Source organism: Streptomyces albus subsp. albus, from assembly GCF_000725885.1.
In the GTDB taxonomy this organism is placed as follows: Bacteria; Actinomycetota; Actinomycetes; order Streptomycetales; family Streptomycetaceae; genus Streptomyces; species Streptomyces albus.
On the sequence record NZ_JODR01000004.1, the window covers coordinates 115,398 to 128,299 of the forward strand.

Annotated in this window: 11 protein-coding genes and 1 pseudogene; 9 read left to right on the top strand and 3 right to left on the bottom strand. The window is 72.7% G+C overall.

All coding sequences use genetic code 11. The features are described 5' to 3' along the window. The first annotated feature begins 226 nt into the window (after positions 1–226). From IO40_RS0105290 to IO40_RS39765, 6 genes and pseudogenes are all read left to right on the top strand, one after another. Positions 227–943 (top strand): GntR family transcriptional regulator, encoded by a 717-nt coding sequence (locus IO40_RS0105290; protein WP_016468745.1) that lies wholly within the window; start codon positions 227–229, stop codon positions 941–943. Between the two features lie 333 nt (positions 944–1,276). After that, the gene (locus IO40_RS0105295) at positions 1,277–2,050 is read left to right on the top strand and encodes a DUF969 domain-containing protein (protein WP_016468746.1); all 774 of its coding nucleotides are present in this window, start codon (positions 1,277–1,279) and stop codon (positions 2,048–2,050) included. Continuing rightward, positions 2,047–3,015: a DUF979 domain-containing protein gene (locus IO40_RS0105300; protein WP_016468747.1), complete on the top strand. Its 969-nt coding sequence runs from the start codon at positions 2,047–2,049 to the stop codon at positions 3,013–3,015. Before IO40_RS0105295 ends, IO40_RS0105300 begins: the two co-directional genes overlap by 4 nt. 13 nt (positions 3,016–3,028) lie before the next feature. Further along, positions 3,029–3,721: a pyroglutamyl-peptidase I gene (gene pcp / locus IO40_RS0105305; RefSeq protein WP_041968624.1), complete on the top strand. Its 693-nt coding sequence runs from the start codon at positions 3,029–3,031 to the stop codon at positions 3,719–3,721. Beyond that, positions 3,718–3,918, top strand: a pseudogene (locus IO40_RS38605) (DUF2891 family protein); the annotation flags it as partial. The gene pcp and the pseudogene IO40_RS38605, both read left to right, overlap by 4 nt. A gap of 252 nt (positions 3,919–4,170) precedes the next feature. Next, positions 4,171–5,250, top strand: coding sequence for a DUF2891 family protein (locus IO40_RS39765; protein ID WP_415852420.1), 1,080 nt, complete (start codon positions 4,171–4,173; stop codon positions 5,248–5,250). 50 nt (positions 5,251–5,300) lie between these two features. On the opposite strand, the gene IO40_RS0105315 is transcribed toward IO40_RS39765, so the two are convergent. From IO40_RS0105315 to IO40_RS0105325, 3 genes are all read right to left on the bottom strand, one after another. Further along, the gene (locus IO40_RS0105315) at positions 5,301–6,323 is read right to left on the bottom strand and encodes an LLM class flavin-dependent oxidoreductase (RefSeq protein ID WP_031174948.1); all 1,023 of its coding nucleotides are present in this window, start codon (positions 6,321–6,323) and stop codon (positions 5,301–5,303) included. A 306-nt stretch (positions 6,324–6,629) separates the two neighbouring features. Further along, positions 6,630–6,863 (bottom strand): ferredoxin, encoded by a 234-nt coding sequence (locus tag IO40_RS0105320; protein ID WP_016468751.1) that lies wholly within the window; start codon positions 6,861–6,863, stop codon positions 6,630–6,632. Between the two features lie 72 nt (positions 6,864–6,935). Next, positions 6,936–8,477, bottom strand: a complete 1,542-nt coding sequence (locus IO40_RS0105325) for an aldehyde dehydrogenase (RefSeq protein ID WP_016468752.1) — start codon at positions 8,475–8,477, stop codon at positions 6,936–6,938. Between the two features lie 240 nt (positions 8,478–8,717). Between IO40_RS0105325 and IO40_RS0105330 the strand changes: the two genes are divergently transcribed. From IO40_RS0105330 to IO40_RS0105340, 3 genes are all read left to right on the top strand, one after another. After that, positions 8,718–9,878 carry an MBL fold metallo-hydrolase gene (locus IO40_RS0105330; protein WP_031174949.1) on the top strand — a complete coding sequence of 387 codons (1,161 nt, stop codon included), beginning with the start codon at positions 8,718–8,720 and terminating at the stop codon, positions 9,876–9,878. Positions 9,879–10,304: 426 nt separating this feature from the next. Next, positions 10,305–11,678, top strand: coding sequence for an SCO2321 family membrane protein (locus tag IO40_RS0105335; RefSeq protein WP_016468754.1), 1,374 nt, complete (start codon positions 10,305–10,307; stop codon positions 11,676–11,678). Positions 11,679–11,833: 155 nt separating this feature from the next. Next, positions 11,834–12,586: an SCO2322 family protein gene (locus IO40_RS0105340; protein WP_078565701.1), complete on the top strand. Its 753-nt coding sequence runs from the start codon at positions 11,834–11,836 to the stop codon at positions 12,584–12,586. Positions 12,587–12,902: the final 316 nt, after the last annotated feature.

Sequence of the window (12,902 nt, forward strand, 5' to 3'; positions counted from 1 at the left end):
ATTGTTGAACAATCCGGCAAGAGGGCCCGGCGACCGGTCCCCCGGACGCCACCGGCCCCGGAACCGCCGGAACGGCCGCCGCGTCCTCCGGGACCGGCCCGGACGCTCACAGCCGGGACCGGCCGGGACGCATACGGCCGGTACCGCACGGGACACGTACGGGCCGGAACGGCCGCAGCGCGTTCCGGGACCGGCCAGGGCACGTACGCACCACAGGGAGACCACCATGACCGCCGTCCCGGCCGCGGACCTGTCCGCCGCACTGTCGGACCTCGCCGCCGACCGGGCGCTGCTGGGCCGCACCAGCACGGCCGAGCGCGTGGCCGCCGTCCTGCGCGAGCGGATCGCCCAGGGCTCGTTCCCGCCCGGCACCCGCCTCTCGGAGGGACGCATCTGCACCGCGCTGGGCGTCTCGCGCAACACACTGCGCGAGGCGTTCCGCCTGCTGACGCACGAGCGGCTGCTCGTCCACCGGCTCAACCGGGGCACGTTCGTGCGCGTACTGACCGCCGCGGACATCGTGGACATATACCGCGTGCGGCGCCTGGTCGAGTGCGCGGCGCTGCGCGGTCTGGGCGAGCCGCCCTACGCGGTCGCCGAAGTACGGGCGGCGGTGACGGCGGGCGAGCGGGCCGCCGCCGAGGGCCGGTGGCACACGTGCTCGACCGCCAACATCCGCTTCCACCAGGCGCTGGCCGCACTGGCGGGCAGCGCGCGCACCGACGAGATGATGCGCGGCGTACTGGCCGAACTGCGACTGGCCTTCCACATCATGAAGGACCCGCGCCGCTTCCACGACCCGTACCTGTCCCGCAACCAGGCCATCACCGACGCCCTGGAGGCGGGTGACGCGGCACGGGCCGAGCGCCTGCTGGCGGCCTACCTGGACGACTCCCTGCGGCAACTCCTGGCCGCGTACCCGCGGGAGGCGTCACAGGAGTAGGGCCGCCTGCGGTGGGGGCGGGGCGCCCCCGGGCGGGTGCTCGCGAGGTGCGGCTTGCGGGGCGCGGCTTACGGGGTGTGACTTACGGGCTGCGGCTCGCGAGGTGTGACTTACGGACTGCGGCTCGCGGGCGGCTTGTCGCGCGGCTCCCCGCGCGCTCGCAGTGCCGGCGAGTTCCGGGGGATGTGCGGGGTGTGACTCCCGGCCGACCCGGAGGGCGAAGTGACATGCCTCACTCTTGTCGGATCGTTCAACAATCCTCTAGCCTCCCGTGGAATTCGCTTCATACACATCCGCTACGCGGAAAGTCGCTCCATGGAAGGCGGAGGCGACATGATCGTTCTGCTCGGCGTCCTCGTGGTGGTCCTCGGCTTCGCGACGCGCCGCAACCCCCTGCTCGTCGTCGGCGTGGCCGGGATCGTCACCGGACTGCTGGGCAAGCTCTCTCCCGTCGAGATCCTCCGGACCTTCGGGGAGAGCTTCGCGTCCAGCCGTTCGGTGACCATCTTCGCCATCACCCTGCCGGTGATCGGCCTGCTGGAGCGCAACGGACTCCAGCAGCAGGCCCGCACCCTCATCGGCAAACTGGGCACCAAGCTCACCACCGGCCGCTTCCTGACCCTCTACCTCCTGCTGCGGCAGCTCACCGCCGCCGTCGGCCTCCAGACCATCGGCGGCCCCGCGCAGAGCGTCCGTCCGATGATCGCGCCGATGGCCGAGGCCGCCGCCGAACGCCGCTTCGGCCACCTGCCCGCGGTCACCGGGAACGGCGGGCGGCTCCCGGAGAAGGTCCGGGAAAAGGTCCGCTCCCACGCGGCCGGCACCGACACGGTGGGCCTCTTCTTCGGCGAGGACTGCTTCCTGGCCATCGGCTCCATCCTGCTGATCACCGGCCTGGTCAACAGCACCTACCACACCCACCTGGAACCGCTCCACCTCGCGCTGTGGGCGATACCCAGCGCCGTGTGCGCCTTCTTCGTGCACGGCGGACGACTGCTGCGGCTCGACCGGAAGCTGGAACGCGAACTGGTCACCGCGAACGCCGAGATGACCGTGGCCCGCGAGGACGCGCAGCGCGGCACCCAGGAAGGCGAGGCCACCAAGTGATCAAGTCCGAGTGGTTCTTCTGGCTGGTCGGCGCCGTCTTCCTCGTCATGGCGGTGCAGATGCTCTTCGACCGCACCAACCCCAAGCGGCACGGCACCGCCGCCTTCTGGGGCCTGCTGGGCGCCTGCTTCTTCTACAGCACCTGGGTCAACGAGAAGTCGCTGCCCGCCGAGCCGCTGGGTATCGCCGTCCTCGTCCTCATCTGCATCGGCGGCTTCAACCTCACCGGCAAGGGCAAGCCCGAGACCACCAGCGAGGAGGAACGCGCGGGGCTCGCCGCCCGGTTCGGCGGCAAACTGTTCATCCCCGCGCTGACGATCCCGCTGGTCGCGATGGTCTGCGCCGTCCTGGTCGCCAAGTGGAAGATCGGCGGCACCCCGATCCTGGAGAAGGGCAGCGAGACCATCCTCGGGCTCGGCCTGGGCGCCATCGTCGCCCTGGGTGTGGGCATGTGGGTGCTGCGCGAGCGCCGGGTGAGCGTCCCGCTGCACGCCGGACGCGGACTGCTGGAGTCGATGGGCTGGGCCCTGCTGCTGCCGCAGCTGCTGGCCGTCCTGGGCGCCATCTTCCAGGCCGCCGGCGTCGGCGACCAGGTCCGCAAGCTCACCGAGTCGATACTGCCCGACGGGCAGAAGCTGGCGGCCGTCGCCCTCTACTGCGCGGGCATGTTCGTCTTCACCGTCATCATGGGCAACGCCTTCGCCGCGTTCCCCGTCATGACCGCCGCCGTCGGCTGGCCCGTACTGATCGAGCAGATGAACGGCGACCCCGCCGCCGTCCTCGCGGTTGGCATGCTCGCCGGATTCTGCGGCACCCTGTGCACGCCCATGGCGGCCAACTTCAACATCGTCCCGGCCGCGCTGCTGGAGTTGAAGGACCAGTACGGGCCGATCAAGGCGCAGGCACCCACCGCCGTGGCACTGCTGGGCTGCAACATCGCCATCATCTACTTCTTCGCCTTCTAGGACCGTCCGCCTCATGACTGTGCCCACCCAGCCCACCCCCACCGCATCCCCCGTGAAAGTGCTGGTCACCGGCTTCGCCCCGTTCGGCGGCGAGCAGACCAACCCCTCCTGGGAGGCCGCAGGGCAGCTGGCCGCCCACCCGCCCGCCGGCCTCGACGTGCAGGCCGTCCGGCTGAGCTGCGTCTTCGGCACCGCACTCGACGAACTGCGCACCGCCGTCGAAGCCGCCGGCCCCGCCCTGCGGCTGGTGGTCTGCCTCGGCCAGGCCGGCGGACGCCCCGACCTGACCGTCGAACGCGTCGCCGTCAACGTCGACGACGCCCGCATCCCCGACAACGCCGGCCGGCAGCCCGTGGACGAACCCGTCGTGCCCGGCGGCCCCGCCGCCTACTTCAGCACCCTGCCCATCAAGGCGTGCGTCGCCGCCGCCCGCGAGGCCGGCATCCCCGCCTCCGTCTCCCAGACGGCCGGCACCTTCGTGTGCAACCACGTCTTCTACGGGCTCGCGCACCTGCTCGCCACCGAACGGCCCGACCTACGGGGCGGCTTCGTCCACGTCCCCTACACCCCGCAGCAGGCCGCCGCCCAGCGCCCCGTGCCGCCGTCCCTCTCGGTGACCGACGCCGTCACCGGCCTGGCCGCCATCCTCACCACGGCCGCGCACACCACCACCGACATCCGCGAAACGGGAGGGGCGACCCATTGATCCCCGCACTTGAGGAGCGTGCCGCGCACTTCGCCGAGGTCGCCCTGGCCAACGTCACCCGCGAATACCCCAACGCCCCCGCCCACCTTCTGGCCGGGCCCGACGAACTGGTGCCCCCGCGCACCCTCCACCCCGTCTTCTACGGCGCCTACGACTGGCACTCCTCCGTCCACATGCACTGGCTGCTGCTGCGGCTGCTGCGGCGGGGGGAGGGGGTGAGTGGCGTGGGTGGTTTGGGTGGCGCTGTTGGTGCTGGTGGGGCTGACGGTGCTGTTGGTGTTGGCAGTACCGATGGTGCGAGTGGTGCTGGTAGTGCTGGTGGTGCCCTCGTGGGGGGCGGCGCCCTCGCGGAGGGGGCGGATGGCGGGGCGGCCGTTGGCGGGTCGGCCGATGGCGGGGCCACCGTTGGCGGGACGACCGATGGCGGGACGGCCGTTGGCGGGGCAGCCATTGGTGGCCCGGCGGTCGCCTGGGACGGTGCCGAAGGGTGGCGTGGGGCTGTCGTGCGGGCGATGGACGCCCATCTGACGCCGGACGCGCTTGCCGTCGAAACCGCGTATCTGCGCGCGCACCCGTCTTTCGAACGGCCCTACGGATGGGCCTGGCTGCTGGCGCTCACAAGCGAGAGCACTGCTCTCGCGGAGAGCGGTGCTTTCGGGGAGAGCAGTGCTCTTACGGAGAGCGGTGCTCTTACGGAGAGCGGTGCTCTCGGGAACGGGGGCACGAGCGGCGGCGAGAGCGGTGCTCACAGGGGGAGCGCTGCTCTTGGCGGAGGCGCCGCGAGCGGTGCTCACAAGGAGAGCGGTGCTCTTGACGGGGGCTGCGAGAGCAGTGCTCTCACAGGCAGCAGCGTGACCCGCGGCGAGAGCAGTGCTCCGTTCTCGGTGCGGCGCTCCGCCCAGCAGTGGAGGGCCGCCCTCGCACCGGCGGCCGACGCCGTGGCCGACCTGCTGCTGGCCTGGCTGCCGAAGGCGACCTACCCCGTACGGCACGGCACCCACGCCAACAGCGCGTTCGCACTCGGCCTGGTGCTCGACAGCGCCCAACGCGCGGGCCAGCAGCGTTTGGTGGCGCCCGTGGCGGAGAAGATCCGCGCGTGGTACGTACCCGACCACGGTGCGGCCACCCGCTGGGAGCCGTCGGGGCAGGACTTCCTCTCTCCCCTGCTGTGCGAGGCGGACGCCGTGCGCCGGGTGTTGCCGCAGGATGAGTTCGCGGCCTGGCTGGGCGTTTTCCTGCCGGAGCTGGCCGAGGCGGACGGAGCGTCGTTCCTGCCCCCGCCGCGTGTTTCGGACGCGGCGGACCCGCAGATCGGCCATCTGCTGGGCCTCTGCCTCAGCCGGGCCGCCGCGCTGCGCGGCATCGCCGGGGCGCTGCCGGACGGCGATCCGCGTACGGCCACCCTCACCGCCGCGGCCGAGGCCAATCTGGCGGCGGCCCTTCCCGCCACCACTTCGGGCGACTTCACCACCGATCACTGGCTGGCGACGTTCGCCACGCTCGCCCTGGGCGAGACCGTGGCCGACTGAGGCGGAGCGCCTGTGGAGGGCGGCCACCAATGCGCCCACCGCAGGCTCTGTCACGGCAGCAGTGGCCGCACCTCCTGTGCGGCGAAGCGGACGAACCCCTCCGGGTCGGGTTCGTCCGCGGTCGGCTGGAGGACGACGGTGCCGGCACCGGCCTCGGCCGCGCGCACCACGGCCTCGGCGACGGCTGCCGCATCGCCGGCCACGCCCGGGCCGGTGACCGGGTCGAGGCCCTGGCGGGCACGTTCGGCGCGGAGCCGTTCGGCGGCGCCGGGGCCGGTGGCGGTGTTCAGGTAGTGGACGACCTCGTGCGGGCCGGTACGTCCGGCCGTTCTGCGTCCCTCGTCGACCAGGTGCCGGGCGTGCCGGATGCCCTCCACGGACGTCGAGGCGTCCAGCACGGTACCGTCCGCGGCCTCACCGCTCAGCCGCAGCGAACGCGGACCGCGCGCGCCGGCGAGCACCGCCGCGTCACGGTAGGCGAGGGGCACGGCGGACGACGGTCCGGTACCGCCCGTCCCCGGGAAGGGCCCCGCCCCCGCCGCGGGGTCCGCCTTCGCTGAGGGGTCCGGTCCTGCGGAGGAGTGGTCCGGTCCTGCGGTCGTGGACTGCTGCGCGGCGGCGCCCTGCGGTGGCCAGTCGAGGGCCACGTCGTCCAGCGTGACGTACCGGCTCTTGGTCGTGACCCGTTCGCCGCGCAGCAACGCCCTCATAACGGTGAGGTGTTCGCGCAGCAGTGTGACGGGCGAGTCGACGCGGGCGCCGACCTGCCCCATCCACTCCTGCACCCCGTGGCCGAGTCCGACGGCGAAGCGGCCGGGGAAGAGACGGCGCAGGGTGGCGGTTTCCATCGTCGTCAGCGCGATGTTGCGCAGCGGTACGGGCAGCAGGCCGATGCCCACCCGGAGCCGTTCGGTCCAGGCGAGCGCGGCGGCGGCGCTGGCGATGCCGCTCTCGAGGAAGCAGTCCTCCCACAGCCACAGTTCGTCCAGTCCCGCTTCGTCGGCGGTGCGGGCGAGGCCCCGCAGCCGTTCGGGCGGAAGCTGCGGACGGAAGACAACACCAAGAGACGTCATGGGCCGTTCCTACCCCGCGCCCCGGCCCCGGGCAACGGCATTGCAGCCGCTGGCGGTTGGCGGCCGGCGGCCCGTCGTCCAGAGTTCACCGTCCGCGCAGTTCACCGGCCACGGCCCATCACGCCTGGTGCACAGCCCACAGCCCCGCCGGGCGCCGTCGCTCAGCCCGCCGGGCGCCGGCGTGGGTGCCGCCGTGGGCACCGCCCACCGGCCGCGCCCTCCGGGGGCCCAGCTCTTCGTCCCGGTGCGCGCACCGCCGGGCCGTTCGGGCCGTTCGGGCAGTTCGGGCCGTCAGCCGGTAATTCGCTAGTCCTCCGGTGGGAACACCGCCTCCCCCGTCCCCGCGAGGGTGATGGTGATGGCCTCGACGGGGCAGCCCTCAGCTGCGGCCAGCACCTCCTCGGACGGTTCGCGGTCCGGGGCGACGGGGTGGGACTGGCGGGCGGCATCCAGACGGAACTCCTTCGGTGCACCGCCCACACACATCCCCGACCCTATGCACAGGTCCCGGTCCACCTCGATGTGCCAGCGGTCGGCCATGGGCGCTCCCTTCTGCGTCGGTCCCCGTCTGCTCCATCCCTGCCCGCATCGCTCCCTGTCTGCGGCCGTCGCTCACCCCTGTGCAGGCAGGTGAATCATCTTGTGCTCCAGGTATTCCGCATATCCCTCGGGCCCGAACTCGCGGCCGATGCCGGAGTTCTTGTAGCCGCCGAAGGGGCCGAGCATGTCGAGGCTGAAAGTGTTGACGGAGTAGGTCCCGGTGCGGATACGGCGTGCGAACTCGACGCCGTGGTCGGTGTCGGCCGTCCACACGCTGCCGGAGAGACCGTAGTCGGAGTCGTCGGCGATACGGGCCGCCTGCTCCTCGTCCTCGTACGGGAGGAGACAGATGACGGGGCCGAAAATCTCCTCGCGGGCGATCCGCATGGAGTTGTCGACCTCTCCGAAGAGGGTGGGCTGGACGTACCAGCCGGTGGGCGGGTCTTCCGGCCTGCCGCCCCCCGCCAGCACCTTGGCGCCCTCCTTCCGGCCCAGCGCGATGTAGTCGAGGGAGCGCTTCTGTTGACGTTCGGCGACCAGGGGACCCAGTTCGGTGGCGGGGTCGAGGGGGTCGCCGACGGTCAACGCGTCGGCCGTGGCGGCGAACCGTTCGGCGATCTCGTCGTAGCGGCTGCGCGGGGCCAGGATCCGGGTCTGCGCCACACACGCCTGACCGTTGATCATCCAGGCGAAGGGGGTGATGCCCGCCACCGCCGCGTCCAGATCGGCGTCCGGCAGGATCACGGCGGCGGATTTGCCGCCCAGTTCCAGGGTCACGCGGGTCAGATTGCGGGAGGCGACCTCCATCACGCGCTTGCCCGCGGCCACGGAGCCGGTGAACGACACCTTGTCCACCCCGGGGTGCCCCACCAGATACTCGCTGACCTCCCGATCGGCGGGCAGGATCGACAGCACCCCCGGTGGCAGTCCGGCCTCGTCGGCGATCTCCGCCAGCAGATAGGCGTCCAGCGGGGTCTCCGGCGACACCTTCAGCACTGCCGAACAGCCGGCCAGCAGCGCGGGGGCCAGCTTGGCCGCGGCGGTGAACTGCGGGACGTTCCACGGCACCACCGCCGCCACCACGCCCACCGGTTCGCGCCGTACCAGCAGCGGGCCCAGCGCGCCCGCCCTGCGTTCCTCGTGCGGGTAGTCGGCTGCGACCTTGAGAGCCGCGTCCCAGACCATCATCGCGGCCAGGGACTGCACCATCACCCCCGTCGTGTACGGGGTGCCGTTCTGGGCGCTGATGACCTTGGCGATCTCCTCGCTGCGGGCGGCGAAGGCGTCCTTGATGCGGGTGACGGTCTCGATGCGTTCGGCCAGTGGGCGACCGGACCACACCCCGGAGTCGAAGGACTCCCGCGCGGCACGCACGGCGCGGTCCACGTCCTCACGCGAGGCGTGCGGTACGCGGCCGATGGGCTGCTCCGTGTGCGGCGAGACCACCTCGATGGTTCCGTCGCCGGCGGGGTCGGTGAAGCTGCCGCCGATGTACAGCTGGTGGTGCTCGACGAAGGGGAAGCCGGATGCCGCCTCGCCCGTGCCCTCCGCCGCAGCCGGTCCCGCCTGTGCCGAACCAGCCTGCTCCGTGCTCGTCTTCTGGTCGTCCGCCATGCCGTGCCCTCCCTGTGCCGCTCGCCGGCCGCTCCGCCGGTCGTCGTCCCGCTTCCCGGCCCGGTGCCGCCGCCGGTCGTGGTCGTCCGTCCGTATAGACACGGCAGGGCGCGATGTGTGACGCCGGACACCCGATCTGACAGCGCCTCAGAACTAGTACCAGTTCTAGTTGTAGGGAACAATGCCTCTGCCGGCCCTCGGCCGGCCGCATTCGCGCCCGACACGGGGGAGCCGCCGCCCATGACGCACGCGCCGCAGGCAATCGACCCGCCACCGGTCACCGATCACGGGGGTGGGATCTGGAGCATCCCCGTCCCCATACCGGACAATCCGCTCGGCCACACCCTCGTCCACCTCGTCGAGACGGACGCCGGCCCCGTACTGATCGACACCGGCTGGGACGACCCCGCCTCCTGGCAGACGCTCGTGGACGGAGTCGCCGCCTGCGGCACCTCCGTCCAGGACCTGCACGGCGTGCTGGTCACCCACCACCATCCCGACCACCACGGCCTCTCGGCGCGGGTACGCGAGGAGTCGGGCGCCTGGATCGCCATGCACGCGGCGGACGCCGCCGTGGTACGCCGCACCCGCACGTCCGACACCCGCGTCTGGCTCGGCTACCTGGCCGAGAAACTCGCCGCCGCGGGAGCGCCCGACACGCACACGGCGCCGCTGCGCGCAGCCCGCGACCGGGGCCGGAGCGGTGAACTGCCCGGCGCCCGGGCCGCCGTCCCCGACCGGGATATCGAGCCGAACGCACTGCTGGACCTGCCGGGTCGCCGGCTGCGGGCGATCTGGACACCGGGGCACACGCCGGGCCACGTCTGCCTCCATCTGGAGGAGGAGCACCCGGGAGCGCGGGCGGCAGGGGCGGCAGCGACGGGAACGGCCACGGGATCGGGGGCGGAGACGGAGAGGAAGACGGGGACGAGTCCGGGAGCCGCGCTGACGGCGGGGGGCGGGCGGTTGTTCTCCGGGGATCATCTGCTGCCGACGATCAGCCCGCACATCGGCCTGTACGAGGACCCGGACAGCGACGAGAGCACTGATCCACTCGGTGACTACCTCGACTCCCTCGGACGGATAGCCCGGCTGCGGCCCGCCGAGGTACTGCCCGCCCACCAGTACGCGTTCACCGACGCCCGGGCCCGTGTGGACGAGCTCACCGCTCACCATGCGGAGCGCCTCTCCGATCTGAGAGCACTGCTCACAGAACGGGCTCTCACCCCCTGGCAGCTCGCCGAGTCCATGCGCTGGAACCGGCCCTGGGACCGCATCCCGTTCGCCTCCCGCAACATCGCCGTCGCCGAGGCCGAGGCCCATCTGCGGCACCTGGTCAAACTCGGCCGCGTCGAGCCCGTGCCCGGCAGCAGCCCCGTCACCTACCGCGCCACCGACTGACTCCCGCCCGGCCGCCCCGCGGACCCCCGCCGCCCCGTACCCCGGCCGCACCGGACCCCCCGGGGCCGAGGGCGAGGCGGAGGGCGAGGGAATCGCCCGCAGGCCGGTGCGGCTACAGTGACTGGCAGACGAACAACACCTCCGACCGGGAGAAGCCGGTGCGAATCCGGCGCTGACCCGCAACCGTGAGCGGCCCACCACCGTCGCCGCGCGAACGCCGTCGTCGTCCGCGCACGGCGGCCACGGCCGTGAGCCGGAGCGCCCGGGCGGAGGTGGGCTCCCGTGGCCGACAGGCCACCGGCACCGTCGAGGTTTACGGAGCCGAGCCCGGTGCACCGCGGTGCGGGGTCGCGTGAACGCGCGCCCCCGGCGGCGGGGCGGCCGTGCCCGGCTGCGGTCCGCTCCCGTCACCGAAAGGCCAGCGCCATGTCACCGCGTCGCCGCCGCGCCACGGTCCTCGCCGCCGCCACCGTGCTGTGCGCGGCAGCCGCACCCGTGGCGGCTGCCGCCCCCTCGGGCACGGCGGCGGCCGGTCCCGTACCGGCCGTCAAGCCCGCCAAGCTCCCCGCGGGCCTCTACGGCGACGCCGACCCCAAGTACGACGGGGTGTGGCGGCAGTCGATGGCGCTGCTCGCCCTGGACGGCGCGGGTGCCGTACCGGCGAAGAAGGCCGTCGACTGGCTCACGGACCAGCAGTGCGCCGACGGCTCGTTCACCGCCTACCGCGCCGACCCCTCCGACGACTGCGACCCGGACACCACACCGGGCGACACCAACGCCACAGCCCTCGCCGTACAGGCACTCGCGGCCGTCGGCGGACGCGGCAAGGAGGTCCGCGAAGCCGTGGACTGGCTCGTCTCCGTCCAGAACAAGGACGGCGGCTGGGGCATGGCGTCCCGCTCCCCCTCGGACGCCAACTCCACCTCCGTCGTCATCGGCGCCCTGCACGCCACCGGGAAGAAGCCGGCCGAGACCACCGCGGAAGGCGGCGCCAACCCCTACGACGCGCTGCTGGCCTTCCAGCTCACCTGCGGTTCCAAGGGCATCGAGGAGGCCCCCGGGCAGCAGGGCGCCTTCGCCTACCAGCCCGACAAGAAGGGCAGGCTGGCCCCGAACAACGACGCCACCGCCGCAGCCACCCTCGCCGCCCTCGGCAAGGGCACACTGGTCGAGCCCGTCGCGAAGGACGCCAAGAGCAAGCCGGTGACCCCTCTCAAGTGCGCCTCGGGCACCCCCTCCGGCGACGAGGGCGAGCGCGACGTTGACGGCGGTGGTGACAGCAACGACGGGAAGAAGCAGGGCGTACCCGGTGGTCGCAAGGCAGCAGCCGGAGCCGGCGCGGCCTACCTCGCCGCGACCCTGGAGAAGAACGACGGCCACTTCTCCACCGTCCAGCCGGGAGCGAAGAAGCCGCAGCCCGACTACGCGAACACGGCCGACGCCGTCATCGCCCTGGCCGCCGACGGCCACCGGACCGAGGCCCGCGCCTCCCTCAAGTGGCTGGCCGACAACCTCGACGACTGGGACAAGGCCAAGAACGACCCGTCCGCGCTCAGCTCGCTCATGCTGGCCTCCCGCGCCACCGGTGGGTCCCCCACCGAACTCGGCGGCACCGATCTGCTCGCCCGCCTCGTCGCCACCGGCCCGAAACCGGCCCACATGCCCGACTCGGACGACTCCTCCGAGAAGAAGGACGACGGCGGCACCATCCCCGTGTGGGCCTTCATCATCGTCGGCCTCGCCGTCGGCGCAGGATTCGGCATCCTGCTCAGTGGCCGCCGCAAGAGGCAGCAGCTATGAGCTCCGCCGCACCGGGCACGCGGGTCCGGGGCCGGGTCCGCGTCCGGAGGGGCGCCGCGTGGGGCCGGACCGGTGCCGTGCGGGGCGGGGCTGTGCGGGGCCGGGCGTGCCCCGCCGGGGCGCAGGCGCGGGTACGGATACCGGACGCCGCGGCCATGCTGCTGACGGCCCTCCTGGCAGTCCTGGTCACCTTCACGGCACCGGTGACGGCCACCGCCGCCCCCTCCGCCGCATCCGTCGCCGCAGGCACCCGCACCGCTGTCGGCACCACGGCGGACGGCGGCTACCGCTACTGGTCGTTCTGGCTGCGCGGCGACGACGGTTCCTGGTCCTACGCGACTGAGGGCCCGGCCACCCAACGCCCCGAGGACGGGGACACCATCGGCTTCCGCTTCGCCCTGAGCGAGGACTCCGCACAGGCCACCCGCCCCCGCGGCACCCCGAAGTTCGCCGCGGCGTGCGCCGACGTGGAAGCCGGGTCCGGCAGCAAACGCGTAGCCGTCCGCATCGACTTCGGCACCCGCGCCGACGCCCCCGACGGCGAGCAAAAGGACCCGCCCGCATCCCGCACTCGCTGCGCCCGCGTCCCCGAGAACGCCACCGCGGCCGAAGCCCTCGCGAAGGTCGCCACCCCGCTGCGCTACAGCTCCGATTCCATGCTGTGCGCCATCGACCACTACCCGGCCAAGGGCTGCGGGGAACAGGTCGGCGGCAGCAAGCGGGACACGGACGGCGCGGACGCTGGCGGTGACGGCAGCAGCAAAAGTGGCGCCGGTGACAGTGGTGAAGCCGGTGACGCGAGTGGCGACGGCGGCATGTCCACCGGGCTGGGAGTGGGCGCGGGCGTCGCGGCCATCGCCGTCCTCGGAGGCGCCGCGCTCTGGCAGGCCCGACGCCGGAAGCGCTAGCTCATGCACTGCTCCATGTCGAGAGCACTGCTCTTGAGGGCACCGCTCTCGAGGGCACCGCTCAGGCCCTCAACCGCGGGGCGGGGCTCTTCCCTGAGAGCACTGCTCTCAAGGCGGAGGGCACTGGAAGGGCGGCGCTCTTGGCTGAGAGCACTGCTCTCATGGCGGGCGGCACCGGGGCGGCGCTCCGTAGCGAGAGCACCGCTCACGCAACAGGGGGCACTGGGGCGGCGCTCCCCGGAAAGAGCACCGCTCACACAGCAAGGGACAACCGAGCACCGCTCCACCACGAGAGCACTGCTCACCCTCCACAGGG